The organism is Cytophaga sp., assembly GCF_051961495.1.
In the GTDB taxonomy this organism is placed as follows: domain Bacteria; phylum Bacteroidota; class Bacteroidia; order Cytophagales; family Cytophagaceae; genus Cytophaga.
The window spans coordinates 22483-37088 of the sequence record NZ_JBQCDF010000268.1 but is presented as its reverse complement, the minus strand read 5'-3'; the positions used below and the strand labels follow the sequence as shown (position 1 = coordinate 37088).

10 protein-coding genes are annotated in these 14606 nt (G+C 40.2%); 6 read left to right on the top strand and 4 right to left on the bottom strand.

Annotated elements, in window-relative coordinates:
• Positions 1 to 121: 121 nt before the first annotated feature.
• Positions 122 to 1213 (top strand): fatty acid desaturase family protein, encoded by a 1092-nt coding sequence (locus tag ACTHJT_RS14930; RefSeq protein ID WP_440239620.1) that lies wholly within the window; start codon positions 122 to 124, stop codon positions 1211 to 1213.
• Between the two features lie 81 nt (positions 1214 to 1294).
• Here ACTHJT_RS14930 and ACTHJT_RS14925 read toward each other — a convergent pair whose 3' ends face one another.
• The gene (locus tag ACTHJT_RS14925; RefSeq protein ID WP_440239618.1) at positions 1295 to 3385 is read right to left on the bottom strand and encodes a choice-of-anchor Q domain-containing protein; all 2091 of its coding nucleotides are present in this window, start codon (positions 3383 to 3385) and stop codon (positions 1295 to 1297) included.
• A 122-nt stretch (positions 3386 to 3507) separates the two neighbouring features.
• A complete protein-coding gene (locus tag ACTHJT_RS14920; protein ID WP_440239616.1) occupies positions 3508 to 7749 on the bottom strand; it encodes a T9SS type A sorting domain-containing protein in 4242 nt (1413 codons plus the stop codon).
• Positions 7750 to 8140: 391 nt separating this feature from the next.
• On the opposite strand from ACTHJT_RS14920, the gene ACTHJT_RS14915 reads away from it, so the two are divergent.
• Positions 8141 to 8731 carry a Crp/Fnr family transcriptional regulator gene (locus ACTHJT_RS14915; protein WP_440239614.1) on the top strand — a complete coding sequence of 197 codons (591 nt, stop codon included), beginning with the start codon at positions 8141 to 8143 and terminating at the stop codon, positions 8729 to 8731.
• 178 nt (positions 8732 to 8909) lie between these two features.
• On the opposite strand, the gene ACTHJT_RS14910 is transcribed toward ACTHJT_RS14915, so the two are convergent.
• Entirely contained in the window at positions 8910 to 9854 is a 945-nt protein-coding gene (locus tag ACTHJT_RS14910; RefSeq protein ID WP_440239612.1) for a hydrogen peroxide-inducible genes activator, read from the bottom strand.
• A 107-nt stretch (positions 9855 to 9961) separates the two neighbouring features.
• Between ACTHJT_RS14910 and ACTHJT_RS14905 the strand changes: the two genes are divergently transcribed.
• The 4 genes from ACTHJT_RS14905 (at position 9962) to ACTHJT_RS14890 (ending at position 13408) form a co-directional block, all read left to right on the top strand.
• Complete coding sequence (locus tag ACTHJT_RS14905) at positions 9962 to 10519, top strand: peroxiredoxin (RefSeq protein WP_440239610.1); 558 nt, start codon at positions 9962 to 9964, stop codon at positions 10517 to 10519.
• Between the two features lie 53 nt (positions 10520 to 10572).
• On the top strand, positions 10573 to 11154 hold the full coding sequence (locus ACTHJT_RS14900; protein WP_440239608.1) for a carboxymuconolactone decarboxylase family protein: 582 nt from the start codon (positions 10573 to 10575) through the stop codon (positions 11152 to 11154).
• 181 nt (positions 11155 to 11335) lie between these two features.
• Positions 11336 to 11881, top strand: a complete 546-nt coding sequence (locus ACTHJT_RS14895) for a hypothetical protein (RefSeq protein WP_440239606.1) — start codon at positions 11336 to 11338, stop codon at positions 11879 to 11881.
• Between the two features lie 93 nt (positions 11882 to 11974).
• The gene (locus ACTHJT_RS14890) at positions 11975 to 13408 is read left to right on the top strand and encodes a hypothetical protein (protein WP_440239604.1); all 1434 of its coding nucleotides are present in this window, start codon (positions 11975 to 11977) and stop codon (positions 13406 to 13408) included.
• Positions 13409 to 13425: 17 nt separating this feature from the next.
• On the opposite strand, the gene ACTHJT_RS14885 is transcribed toward ACTHJT_RS14890, so the two are convergent.
• Positions 13426 to 14595, bottom strand: a complete 1170-nt coding sequence (locus ACTHJT_RS14885) for a Pycsar system effector family protein (RefSeq protein ID WP_440239602.1) — start codon at positions 14593 to 14595, stop codon at positions 13426 to 13428.
• Between the last annotated feature and the right edge of the window lie 11 nt (positions 14596 to 14606).

Below are 14606 nucleotides of genomic sequence, written 5' to 3'. Positions count from 1 at the left end.
ATCATTTTCCCGATATTTATTCTTACATAAGACCGAATGACTCGTTGATTTGTCGTAAATTTATGAAAATCTATACTTACTTATAGATATCGAGTACATTCAACTTATTGTTCCCTAAAAAATGTCTGCAACAACACGTTTAAAATTTATTGACACCAAAAATTCTCAGTTCTTTGTAACAGTGAAACGAAATGTTGATCAATACTTTAAAGAAAACAACATTTCAAAAAATGCGAATGCTTTGATGATTTTTAAAAGCATCTTTTTCTTTGGTGGTGTTTGGGTATTCTATGGGTTAATTTTATCCCAAAGTTTTTCAATCTGGGGCATGCTTCTATTGGCCATGCTCATGGGCGTTTTCAAGGCAGCATCTGCGTTTAACATTTCACATGATGCCATGCACGGTTCTTACTCTTCAAAAGAATGGGTAAACAACCTGCTCGCTTATACATTCAATATTCTTGGCGCGAACATTTCAGTATGGGTGGTAAGCCACAACATTGTTCACCATACCTTCACCAATATCGAAGAGCATGATGAAGACCTGATTGTCGCTCCGGGCCTGATCCGTTTAACTGCGGGAGATAAAAAAAGCAAGGTTCAGCGTTTCCAGCATTTATACGCTTTCTTCCTGTATGGCTTTGCCAGCCTTTCCTGGGTATTCCGCAAAGATTACATGAAGATGTTCCAGGATAAGATCGGCCAGCATGTAACGAATCATTACACGACAAGAGATTATGTAGAATTGTTCGTATATAAGGCAATCAACTATGCAATTTTCATTGTAATACCATTTATCGTTCTGGATATTACTTGGTGGCAATTCCTGATCGGTTTCATTGCCATGCACTTTGCAATGGGCTTCACACTGGGTCTTGTGTTCCAATTAGCACACGTAGTTGAAGAAACTTCTTTCCCTGCTACAAACGAAGCCGGAAACATTGAAGAAGCGTGGGCTGTGCATCAAATGTGTACGACTGCGAACTTCGGTATGAACTCATTCCTTACCAGCTTTATTTGTGGTGGATTGAATTTCCAGGTTGAACACCATTTGTTCCCTAAGGTTTGTCATATTCACTATCCGGCGATTTCAAAAATTGTTAAAGAAACGGCTGAATCCATGGGTGTACCTTACTTATATAACGACACTTTCTTTACAGCACTTCAATCACACTACCAGGTATTGAAAAAATACAGTCTGGAAGCAGCATAATACAAAACACACTTTCATTATACATAAAAGGTCCTTCCGATAACTTCAGAAGGACCTTTTTATTCCATAGCTTAAATAATATTAGTTCCTGACCAGTCTGTAACTTGCAGATTCCCCTGCTGTATTTTTTACTGTCAGAATAAAAATGCCTGCTGAAAGATCCCGGGTATCGATTTCTGTTTTTAATGTATTTAATTCTACCTGTTTGACTTCTTCACCGGTTGCTGAATAAATCGTAGCGGTAGTAAGATCCATGTTTTTATTCAGTTGAATGAAACAGGTTTCCTCAACCGGGTTCGGGTAAATCTGCATGTCTGTCAGCAATGCATCTTTTAAAGCCATTGGATTGTCAATGGTAAACGTCTGTGTGCTCAGCGCCGATGTTCCGGCAGCAGTGGTTACCGTAATCTGTCCGGTCGTAGCGTCTGTAGGCACTGTTACAGTTACAGACGTTGATGTATTATTGGTGAAACCCGAAGTCACATCTGCATTCTGGAAGCTCACTTTTGTTATGCCGCTAAAGTTTGTTCCGCTGATGGTTAGCGAGCTGCCGATGGTGCCGTGGTCAACGCTCAATCCCGACGATGCGATGACAGGAAGCGGAGCTGTTACCGTGAATGATTGTGTACTAAGCGCAGATGTTCCGCCTGTAGTGGTTACAGTGATCTTACCTGAAGTTGTTCCTGCAGGTACTGTTACTGTCACAGATGTTGATGTATTATTGGTGAAACCCGTTGTAACAGCTGTAGCTCCCTGAAATTTGATCTGCGTGATATTATCAAAGTCTGTTCCGGTAATTGTCAATACAGTTCCGATTGGGCCGCTGGTTACACTCAAACCTGTGCTTGCAATAACAGGTTTAGGGATGCCGATTGTAAATGTCTGCAGACTTGCTGCCGAAGTACCGGCCGCTGTTGTTACCGTTACTTTACCTGTTGTTGTACCTGCTGGAACTGTAACTGTAACAGATGTAGCCGTGTTGTTTGTAAAGCCTGAAGTTACAGCCGCTGAACCGGAAAATTTTATCTGTGTAATACCGCTCATATTTGCACCCGAAATAGTCAATACCGTACCGATCGGACCCATTGTTTTATTCAGGCCAGTTGTTGCAATGACCGGCGAAGCGGATGTCGCTCCATATTCAAATGCTCCGGCATCCGTTACGCCAACGCGTGCATAACCACGCTGATCCAGGGTAATCAGATTCGCTACATCGCCTTTGTTGATGGCCATGCTCCCTGCTTGTAATGAAACTGTTTTTGTAAAGCCACCATTATCGGCCAACGTGTTTACTTTGGCATCATACGGAGCTGCGACGGTTCCTACATAATCACCAGAACTATTTGGATTGCCGACACTCACCAGCGATGCATTTGCAGAACCTATTATATTGCCGCCCTGCCCAACAATTCCTCCGTTTACCTCTGCGCCGCCAGCAGCTGTAATCGTATTATTGGTAACAATTGAATTCGCGAAATAAATGTACTTTGTCGTACTTGAATTGTCAACGGTACCACCGCTTGTTGGGCCTGTAGCAGTATTGCCAGAGATCGTACAACTGTTGATGTATGCTTCAGCATCACCGAATTTGTAGATCGCAGAACCAAATGGAGCTGTGTTGCCATAAAAAGTTGAGTTACTTATGATTGTTATTGCTGGTACAGAAATATGAATGGCCCCGCCGGAAAAAGATGTTTTATTATTTGAAAACGTGCAGTTTGAAATATGGCAATGTCCGCCGTTTACCGCCAATGCGCCCCCTGAATTGCTTCCTGAGCTAAGTTCTCCGTTTGTAAAGTGAAGATCGTTGATATACAACTCTCCATACAAAGAATACATCAGCCTGAATTTTGGCGCTGACAGATCTCTGGTCAAAGTTGAGCCATTACCGAATATCTGTAAAAAATTTGTTACAGCGCCATCATCAGTAATCATTGGTAATCCCATGTCGCCTGTAAAATTATCCTCAACCGTGGTAAGCGTATACGTACCGTAGGGCGCAAGATGAATGGTGTCGGGTTGCCCGTTTGAATTGGCTTCCGTGATCGCTGCTTTTAATGCAGCCACATCACCATCTGCAATGGTAAATACTTTTGCTGAAAGATCTGTGCAAATAAATACCAGCAGCAGTACTGCTCCTGATACCAATAGCTTTTGTAAATTTTTCTTCATAATCAAACCGTTTTTTGTATGTTATAAAACAGAATGCATGTGCATCCTGCAACCGTTTAAATATTATTAGGGGACGCAGCTGGTTGCGTCCCCTATTTGGTGTTCTGTACAAAAATTGACTATTATTCAACTACAAGTTTTGTCAGTGTTGTATTGCCTAACACGTCCTGTACTTTAACAATATAAATTCCTGTACTTAAGTTTGTAATGTTAATCTCGCTTGTTACAGCCGATAGCAGTTCTCTTCCTGTATTATCAATAATGGAAACTGCTGCTACGTCAAATGCATTTTCAAGCGTTATGGTCATACCTTTTGATACCGGGTTTGGATATACGCTTAAACCACTTACAGTTTGTACGCTTGAGTTATCTATATCAGCAGCATCACGCAATGAAGGATTTGCAGAACCAGTATATGCACAGGTAGTACAGCTTGAATTTGCTCCGGATAACAATGATAAGCTATTTTTTACTTCATATCCGTTTGCGTCACATAGTGAAATTTTTCCCGAAAGTGTTGTCTGATTGATTTGTGTATATGAAGCAGAGCTGATCAATGCACAGGATGCTGTAGAACCTGTCAACGTAGTCGAATTGAGATATACATCATGTGAGCGTAGTATCGAACCTCCGGCAACCGTACCAATCGCTGAATTAAAGCGGATGTCGTTTGTAACATCCAGTGTACCGTTATTCGCAAATACAACATTGCTGTTTACAAAGTACGAACGTGCTTTTGTTGTGCAATTGTTCAACATCGAAGAGCTTGCATTGTTGTACACTGTATTCCCAACACCCAGCGAGCCATTATTCACAAAAGAACCATTGTTTGCCAGGTCTGCTGCAATCGTGAATACCCCATTGTTCACAAGAGAACTTCCGGCATTCAGGTTAACACCTTGTTTAACGATCAACGTTTTGTTATTTGTGATTTTCCCGGCTGCATTCAGGTTTGAATTCACGGTTATCGTACCAAAGTTTTCAAGGATAGCATTCGTTCCGTTAAAGTTGATACCGCTAACGGTTAACGTACCAAGCACTGTTACTTTACTATTGTTTGGGATCGTCAACCATTGTAATACAGCATTTCCGCAGATAATTAAGTTACCACCATTCATGCTTACACTACCTGCGAATGCGTTTACGATACATGCATTGTCTCCTGTATTGATCACAGAGTTTGACTGGCCATCCAATACTTTCGTACAGGTTGAGCAGGATACGGCAGGTACTGGCGGAGTTGTTACGCAATTGCAATTTTCCGGTCTGCTTAGTGTAATGGATTTATTTGCTATACAGCCATTTTTATCGGTAAGAACAACTGAATATGTATCAGCAATAAGATTTGTAATTGTTGCAGTAGTGGCAGAAGTATTCCATAAGATTTTGAAAGGGGCAGTGCCGCCAACAGGCACAACTGTGCATGAACCATCACCATCTGTTGAACAGCTTGTATTATATGCTCCCAGAACTTTCGGACTCGTAATGGTTGCTGTAAATGCAGCAGGTTCTGTTAAGCTTACAAAGGCAGAATCTATACAACCATTTACATCTGTTGCTATAACAAAATAAGTTGCTGCAGAAAGATTGTTTGCCTGGGCAATATTACTTCCATTAGACCAATGGTATGTATACGGAGCTGTGCCGCCGGTTACAGTTGCTTTTGCGAAACCATTGTTGCCACCATGGCAGGAAACATTAAAGCCCGAATAGTTACTCAATCCGCCGATTGTTGAAACCAGTTCAGCCGGCTGTGTAATCGTTACCGCAACGGAATCCGTACAACCATTTCTATCCGTTATGAATGCAACGTACGTACCGGCAGGTAAGCCGCTAACGGTAGTTGTTGTATCACCTGTTGACCATAGCGTTCTATATGCCGGAACACCACCATGGATATGTATCGTTGCAGAACCGTTTGAAGAACCATGGCAGGATACATTTGAAATAAGAACACTATCGGCAGAAAGCACAGACGGTTGTGTAATCGTTACCGCAACGGAATCCGTACAACCATTTCTATCCGTTATGAATGCAACGTACGTACCGGCAGGTAAGCCGCTAACGGTAGTTGTTGTATCGCCTGTTGACCATAGCGTTCTGTATGCCGGAACACCACCATGGATATGTATCGTTGCAGAACCGTTGGCAAAACCGTTGCAGGATACGTTTGAAACAAGAATGCTATCCGTAGAAAGTAATGTTGGTTCATTAAGCATTACAAAAACTGAATCTCTGCAGCCATGTGCATCGGTTACAAATACAGCCAGGTCACCGGCAGTCAAACCGCTAACGGTAGCTGTTGAATCACCCGTTGACCATAGCGTGCGGTAAGGCGCTACACCGCCATGGGCATATACAGTAGCGGATCCGTTTGAAGAACCGTAGCACGATACGCCATAACCGTTATAATCTGAAACAGAAACACTGTCTGCAATAAAATCAGCCGGCTGTGCTATATATACAGAATCTGAGATGGAACAATGGTATGCATCCGTTATCAAAACTGAGTAAAGGCCTGCTGCTACGTTCGTTAAGATTGAGTCGGTAGAACCATTTGACCATGCATATGTAAACGGGCCAAAGCCTCCTTTGAATGTTACTTGCGCAGAACCGTTTGCCAAACCATAACAGTTTACATTCTTAACAAAAGAAGAATCCTTTACAATCGTACATGGAACAACGGTGATTGTGAATACCTGAGAAGGCACTCCGTTTGTAACCGCATGGTGATAGATATCTTCCAGGTATAAGGTAACAGTATGTGTACCTATATCTGCAAGACCCGGTGTTCCGGTAAGTGTTCCGGTACCGTCTCCGTTATCTGTAAATGTAAGCCAGGAAGGAGTTGAAGAACTGATTACTTCCAATGAATCTCCATAAGGAAGATCCGGATCAAGTCCGGTAATGGTATAGCTATACGGATGATTTACCACGACACTCGTAACAGGTGTTGAAGTAAATACCGGGGGTGTGTTTACAATCAGGCCTATTTTATGATATGCTTTTTCATTGTATGTATCTGTTGCTTCAAACTGAATTTCTCTTTCTCCCCAATCCGACACAACAGGTGTCCAGGAGAAATTTGCTGTTGTAGGATTTGCCGCAATAGATGGCAACGGTGTTAATGTAGCTGTTGCAGGTTTGTTCAACACATTTGTGATGCGTACTGTATCTGCATGATCCAGGTCAGATGCCTGCACGGCAAATTGGAACGCCGTGCCTGGAGTTGTAGCCAGTTCAATTCCATAAGCCGGTGTAGGCGGAACATCAAATACAGGTTTTAAACTCACAACAATAGTAACCGAAGTTGATGTTTGTACATTCAGGTTATCCTTTGCAGTAAAATTTACAACATACGTTCCCAGTTGTGCCGCTGCCGGAGTCCAGGAGAAAGCTGTTGTCACCGGGTTTCCTGTCATTGGCAAATTAGGTAAAAGCGAAGAACCGATCGGCAAACCGACAGCACTTAACGTAACGGTACTGCCAATGTCTGTATCCAGCGCTTTTACATTAAAGTGTAGCGGTTGGCCCGGAGCCACCTGAATCATTTGGGTATTCAGAGGAGTTACCGCATAATCAAACTTTGGTGGTGTCGACTGTTGCACAATAGAAACAATGAAGTCAACCAGTACAGATGTATGTCCGTCACTGGCTATTACCCCCAAAGCAAACTGCGCGCCCAGCGGATATCCGTTCGTATTGAAAGAAACAACCCCGGTAGCCGGGTTGATCGTAACGCCTGCAGGAATGGTAAAATTTACATCACCCATGTCGGCAGCAGTTGCCAGACGATAGGTCAATGTATCTGCATCTGAATCAAAGAATGGCACCTGAAAAGAATCAAATGTATTTTGCTGAACAGTTTTGATCGGATCCATGGCTGAAACCGGAGAGTTATTGTTCTGCGTTCCTACATTAACCGTTGTGAAACTCCTGTATGTTTGATCGTGTGCATTCAGCAACGTACTGATCCTGCAGCAACCTGTAAAGATCACATCGTAATTTTTTATGGCTGGTGTTGCCGGATAGGTTTTATTGAAAATATAAACCCCGTAAAACCAGTCTTCCACAGGATCAATGGTTGTGACACGCAGGTTAACAGAAACAGAAGTTCCATCTCCCAGTGTCATAGTTCCGGTCTGAACAATTCCTCCGGGAACAACATTCGGGAAAAAAGATTTTCTCCAGGCCTGTGATACGGTAATCTGATAAGTATTCCCTGAAACATGTTGCCAGGAAATACTTCCATATCTGAAGTGGGTGGCTTCGGATACGTTCGAAAAAAACAATAAGGCAGCTATGACAAAACTTATCCTTAGGAGATAGTTGTGCCCTGCATGTAAAAGTTTTTTGTAATTCATGATTTTAAAAATTAAGTTAAATTCAAAATATGTAATAATATAAAACTAGCGAGGGCAAAAGTATGAGTTAAAATTTCACTTACAAATTACATATCATTTATTGTTACAAACTTAATTTAAAGCATCAAGCAATTGTATTAATTCATTAAAAAAAAGAATTTTACAAACATATAAGAATATCTAAAAATATAAATGGCATATTTTTATATCGAAATATTACATTAAATTCGAGCCGATAAATTACAACAAATTGAATTAAGCAAGGTTGATAAATCAATTACTTGAATAAATTTATTATATTAATAATAACACAAGAGACTTTTTCATCACTTTAAAATTTTGTATCTTGGTTAACTAAATATTTTTATAACAATACTAAAACGATAAAAATATGGTATCACAGAACTCAAATTACTTGTCAGATTTAAAAATAAACTGGAAGGATTATATAAAGTATTTGCATAAAATAGAATTGTCTCCTAAAACACGCTTGCTGAATAAAGGGGAAATTGCAGATAAGATTTATATCATAGAAAGCGGAAGTGTTCGTATGGGTTTTGAAAAAGACGGCAAAGACATTACCATGCAATTCTTTTTTGAAAACGAATTGTTCACTTCTGTTGAAAGCATGTTTGGGAACCTGCCCAGCAATTATTTTATTGAAACAATCGAGCAATGCACGATTTATTATCTGACCAAAGACATGCTGAATGCAATGGTCTTAACCTTGCCTGAAATGGCTAGTGTTACGACAAACATTCTTATGTCCCGTTTGATTTATTATTCAAATCACTTACACTCATATCTTTCTGAAACTCCGGAACAACGTTTCAACAGCCTTCTGGAAAACCGTCCTTACATCTTCATGCGTGTATCTCAAAGACACATTGCATCTTACTTAGGCATTACAAACGTTTCGCTTAGTCGCATCAAAGCCCGTAGAACTGTTACAGCTGAAGCAACTCCTACTGAAAAAAAATAACCTGGGAGCATTGCCTTCAAGCTACCGACTAAAATATTTTTGACCAATTTTGACAAACGCTCATTTTTAAAGGGGTCATCAAAACCATAAGCATAATGTACGGGATACTCATTGGCTAAGAAGTATCCCAACCTTTAGTGTCATCTTACCCGTTCGTATTTCAGATCCGATGGAAATATTATCGCCAGTCAACCACACTTCCTCTTTCTCTGACTAACATGGCTTTGGGTACAGATTTTTTAATTTCTGTCTCCAGCAATTCCAACAGTCTTTTCTTGGAGTAATTTCTGGTATAAGCAAAACTCACTTCACGCAGCGGTGTAACATCAAATTGTTTGATCCTGGTATCTGCGTGTTTACGGCTATCATCGATTGCCAATTCGGGAAGTAAGGTAAAACCGCCTTCTTTTTCAACAAATTTTTTCAACGTCTCCAACGAACCGCTTTCATATTCAAACGGCAGTTCACTTTGCGCCGAACGTTGATAAGAACAAAGATTCAACACCTGAGACCGAAAACAATGTCCTTTACTTAACAGCCAGAGATCTGGTGTCGCAATATCTGTTGTTTTTAAAACTTTCTTTTTAGCCAGGGGATGGTTTGCGTGAATATATAAAACCATTTTTTCATAGAATAAAGGTTTCTCTATAACCCCTGCTTCACTTAATGGAGTTACCAGGATTCCCACATCAATCAGATCTTTCTTCAGCTGCGACACAATCTCTTCTGTCATAAGCTCAACGATCTTCACTTTAACCAGCGGATATTTTTCTGTGAAGGAGCCGATAAACCGAGGCAATAAATAAGGTGCAAGAGAAGGAATGATTCCTATGGTTAATTCTCCGGAAACCGTTTCACTGTTTTCTTTAATTAGTTCGGCAATCTTCTTTCCTGCGCTCAGGGTAACACGCGCCTGCTCAATGATCTTTGCGCCTATTTCAGTCGGCACAATGGGTTGTTTCGTGCGATCGAAAATGATTACCCCTAATTCATCTTCCAGTTTCTTGATCTGCATGCTCAACGTCGGCTGCGTCACAAAACATTTTTCAGAGGCGGTTACAAAATGTCTGTATGTATCTACAGCTATAATGTATTCCAGTTGGGTAAGGGTAATTGCTAACATATTTAAATATAGTTAAAATCTATATTAATATAAAAACAATCAATTTGAATTATAGTTCAAGTTCAGCCAAATTTGTATCAGTCAATTACACAAAACCATTCAGAGTTATGCAAAATAGAATCTTAAGCGTAGGAAGTACATTCCCCGCATTTAAAAAAACAGCCGTTGTATCCTTAGAAAAAGGCAAAGAATTCGCAGATATTTCTTCAGAAAATCTGGTGAATGATAACAATCAATGGACAGTGATGTTCTGGTGGCCGAAAGACTTCACGTTTGTTTGTCCGACGGAGATTGCAGAGTTCAATAATGCGTATGGAGAATTCAGGGATCGCGATACAACATTGATCGGAGCTTCTACAGATTCAGAGTTTGTACATGCTGCCTGGAGAAGAGATCACGACGATTTACGCGGATTGAAATTTCCCATGCTGGCGGATACATCCAAATCGCTGGCAGAAGAATTAGGGATTTTGGAACCGGTTGAGAAAGTTGCTCTACGTGCCACATTCATCATTGACCCGCAGGGTATCATCCGTTGGGTAAGTGTCAATGACCTGAATGTGGGGAGAAATGTAAAAGAAGTGATTCGTGTACTGGATGCCTTGCAGACCGATGAGCTATGCCCATGCAACTGGGAAAAAGGCCAGGAAACAATTCATGTTTAAACTATTCACAAAGGAGCATTGTAATGAATGCTCCGCTATAACAAAACGATATCATGGTACAATTATCTGAAACAACAACTGAACTTGTAAGTCTGTTGCGCATTGAAAACAGCATGCCTGAAGTATTGCAGCTGCTTGACCAGGCCGACTCCCGCTACACCAGGGATCTTAAAGTGAATGTGAGCAATGTACTTTCATCAGCAACGATGAGTGAAAAAGAAACAGCTCTGCTGGCCTTGGCCATCGCTGCGAATCAGAAAAATAATTCGCTCATTGCCGGCTTCCGGACACTGGCTGAAGAAAAAGGTGCAACCGTGGAAGAGCAAAATGAAGCAATCTCCTGTGCGAGTTTATTGGCTGGCAATAATGTATTCTACCGCTTCAGACATTTTCAGCAGAAAGAATCTTACAATACCATGCAGGCTAAAATCAAAATGAATATTATGATGAAACCTGTGCTTGGCAAAGAGTTTTTCGAACTCATCAGCCTTGCGGTAAGCGCTGTGAACGGGTGTGAAATGTGTGTGAACGCGCACGAACATTCTGTAAGGGAAATGGGGGCAAGTGAAGAACGCGTATGGGATGCAATCCGCCTGGCAGCCGTTGTTACAAGCCTGGATAAAATAATAAATTAAAGAAGTTTAAGTTCTATGTTTTAGGTCGAAGGAAGCAGCCTTAAAACCCAAAACATAGAACTTATTACTTGTTGGCTAAATAAAATCAGGTCAAAATTTTACTTTTTTACTTCGATAAAGTATATTATACCTTGAATAAGTTAAATTATTCAATTGTATGTATAAACCTAAGAACTATTCTATGAGACATCTCTTATTAAGCATTTCAGTATTTTTCGGAATTACCTGTTCATTGTTTGCTCAAAACCTTCCTGTTGATGCAGGCACAGGTAAAATCACGTACCTTGAAGTTGTAGATGCTGCTGGTGTTAAACCTGCAGATCTTACTAAAGTTGTAAAAGAGTGGGCAACCAAACAAGGTTTTACGCTTAAAGAAGAAACTGCTGATAAATTGGTATACAATGCATCTACAACAGTTGAATATCCGAATGTCAATGGAAGCGCAAATGAAAAAAGCCCGGTAACATTTACACTTTCCGTCTTTATTAAAGATGGTAAGTATCGTTATATCGCAACGGATTTCTTTCACGTAGGCGATGCGAAATCAAAAGCTTCAGGTGGTAAACTGGAAAATGTATCACCGGAATGTGGTGCGACAAAAATGACCAGCAAATCATGGGTGTTCATCAAAAATAAAACGAACTCAAACATGGTGACATTAACCAATGATTTGAAGCGTGTCGTTACTGAATTTCAAAATGACCCTGCCAATAAATCTGATTGGTAAGATCTACGAAACCTATAACAAGAAGGCTGGTGCATAACATCAGCCTTCTCTTTTTAATATCTTTTACTGATTTACTTTAACAGATATATAACCATGAGCAGAATTTTACTTATTGTCATTTTATTAGCTTCTTCATTTGTATCCCATGCACAGCATCCCTCCTGTGAATGGATCAGGATATTAGGCGGGCCCAATTCAATTATTGAATCTTCTGCCAGTTGTATCGATAACAAAGGTAACATTTACTTGTCCGGTTTTTTCGTAGGAAACATTGCTCTTTCACCCACGCACACAATTAAAACAGCGGATTCAGCAGCAATCTTCATCGTAAAGTATACCCCTTCAGGAACAGTTGCCTGGTCAAAAAAAATTGACCGGTCAATATGCTATAACTACATAGCCTGCAGAAAAATTAAAACCGACAGCAAAGGAAATGTATATTGTTCTTTGGTGTTTAATGAAAACATATGGCTCGAGATAAATAATGAACTTAAGGAGTACCGTTCCGTCGGACAAGAAGACGCATTGCTGCTAAAATTAAATTCAAAAGGCTCAATCCTCTGGGCAAAACATTTTGGTTCTGCGTTAGACGACAATTGCGTGATTGATATTGATAACAGTGGTAATGTATATGCAGCAGGTTCGTTTTTAAACAATATAGATTTCAATAAACCTGCAGCAATTGAATTTGATGAAAATCAAAAAAGACCTATATTAAATTTATTTGTACTTAAGCTAAATCCTCAGGGGTCAATCTTATGGGTCAAACATATGCCTTCAGAAAGCATCACATTTTGTTCAGACATAAAGATTACGCCGACCAGAGATATACTTCTTACAGGGGCAATACACCGCAAAACCGATTTCAATCCGGGCATTGACAGCTTCTTCATTCAACCAACATATCCCAATACAGTTGAAGGATATCTTCTGAAATTAACAACCGACGGCGAGTTTGTATGGGTAAAGCAACTACACTCAAAACATTCCTATGGACTAGCAGTAATGACTGATGATAATGGATTTATTTATACTTCAGGTATACTTCGTGGTTCCCTCACTGCAGGCGCCTTAAAAATTTCCGCTGATACAACTGTTGAATACGATAGTTATTTTATGAAATCAGATACTGACGGAAAAAATATTTTCCTGAAAAATACGTTCACAAACTATAAAGCCCAGGGTACTTCAATTGCTATTGACAGTGAAAACAATTCTTATTTTGCCGGACTTTATTCAGATACGCTTGACAGCAATCTTCAGTCAATGCCGCCTCCACCAACTTTCGAAAAACCATTTGCTAATGGATTTTTATATAAATTAAATGTAAGCGGAGAGCCGATATGGCTTTATACATTTGGAAATCAATATTCGCTTGTAACGCAGCCAACCATCCTGGTATCGCGAAAAAATGAATTGTTTTTAACAGGAAGTTTCCTTGGCAATTTTATGCCTGGTAACAGCCAGTCGCCAACTGATTTTGACACCGCAACAAAGCAGATATACATCATGAAAATCAAACAGTGATGTACTTTACATGTATACTATTTCAGCGGCATAACCACCACCACAAACGATAACACAGATATAATAAAACCAAACATGAAGAAACTGTAGGCTAAGCGAAGCATTTTATACTTTCTTCCCAACACAACGCCCAAATGATAAATGTCACGCGTCATGCTTCCATACAGAAAATCCGGATCGTTCATTACCTGCTGGATACCCCATTCATAATCTTCAATTTTCATTTTATAGAAATTGCCGAAGAATAATAAATTCGCCCGCTTCTTCTCAATATCTTCTTTACTGAACGTGCCGCTGGTAACATTGGGGCGCGTTACAGAAATAGAGAAAACTATAGTTACAAGTGAAGTAAACAAAAGCAGCATGGTAGGAACAAGGAACCGCGGATCGGTATCTAATTTCCGGAACAGCACGGTCAGCAATACAGATATGATAATGGAATTCACCGTGATCATGATGTTCGCTTTGTTATCGGCCATTTCACTTAAGCGCAGGTGATTGGTAGAAGTTGTTCGGAACATGGTCTCTACACCCCGGTTAAATTTATCCTTGCTTTTGTCTTCTTTTTCTTTTTTAGGATGTTCCATGTTTTTTTCTGCTTGTTTGTTCTCAATTGATTGAATATTTTTTTCAAGTCCGGCCTGTAATAGTTTTCTGCAATAGTCTGTTTTGTACACCTGCTTTTTTAAAAAGACCAGCGAAAACGTTCGCCACTCGGCACCAGTGAGCTCTTTGTTCAGGAGGATCTCAAGTTCTTTGCGTACTTTCTTATTATTATGCTTGAAATGCTCAGTGCCTAAATCATACAGATCCGCATCACACATAATTTCTTCCAACAAAGTTTTAGGTTGCTGAGGCATCTTGGTTGCAAGGATACATTGTTCTACACTTGTGATAAATGCTGCATCGGCACCTTCGGCCCATAAAAATTCTCTGGCTACTTTTGCCGAAGCTTCTTCATGCTCAACTCCTCCTGAAATGATATAACCTACATCATGCAGCCATGCCGCGACCAGTACAACCGAATAGTCATTTTCATTCAGCTTATAATGCATGGCAATTTCTTCTGCTGCACGGACGGTATGTTCCGTGTGTTCTAAATTGTGATAATAAAGATCTTTGTCGGTCTGCGCATAAAGTTTGCGTACATACCTTTCTGCGCGCTGAATGATTGATTCTTCCTTCATAGAAACGTTCT

What these genes read in the sequence shown, in the direction of transcription:
- ACTHJT_RS14905 (WP_440239610.1), top strand. Translation starts at nt 9,962, where the DNA reads ATGCAAAATAGAATCTTAAGCGTAGGAAGTACATTCCCCGCATTTAAA.
- ACTHJT_RS14915 (WP_440239614.1), top strand. Translation starts at nt 8,141, where the DNA reads ATGGTATCACAGAACTCAAATTACTTGTCAGATTTAAAAATAAACTGG.
- ACTHJT_RS14895 (WP_440239606.1), top strand. Translation starts at nt 11,336, where the DNA reads ATGAGACATCTCTTATTAAGCATTTCAGTATTTTTCGGAATTACCTGT.
- ACTHJT_RS14920 (WP_440239616.1), bottom strand. Translation starts at nt 7,749, where the DNA reads ATGAATTACAAAAAACTTTTACATGCAGGGCACAACTATCTCCTAAGG.
- ACTHJT_RS14900 (WP_440239608.1), top strand. Translation starts at nt 10,573, where the DNA reads ATGGTACAATTATCTGAAACAACAACTGAACTTGTAAGTCTGTTGCGC.
- ACTHJT_RS14925 (WP_440239618.1), bottom strand. Translation starts at nt 3,385, where the DNA reads ATGAAGAAAAATTTACAAAAGCTATTGGTATCAGGAGCAGTACTGCTG.
- ACTHJT_RS14910 (WP_440239612.1), bottom strand. Translation starts at nt 9,854, where the DNA reads ATGTTAGCAATTACCCTTACCCAACTGGAATACATTATAGCTGTAGAT.
- ACTHJT_RS14885 (WP_440239602.1), bottom strand. Translation starts at nt 14,595, where the DNA reads ATGAAGGAAGAATCAATCATTCAGCGCGCAGAAAGGTATGTACGCAAA.
- ACTHJT_RS14890 (WP_440239604.1), top strand. Translation starts at nt 11,975, where the DNA reads ATGAGCAGAATTTTACTTATTGTCATTTTATTAGCTTCTTCATTTGTA.
- ACTHJT_RS14930 (WP_440239620.1), top strand. Translation starts at nt 122, where the DNA reads ATGTCTGCAACAACACGTTTAAAATTTATTGACACCAAAAATTCTCAG.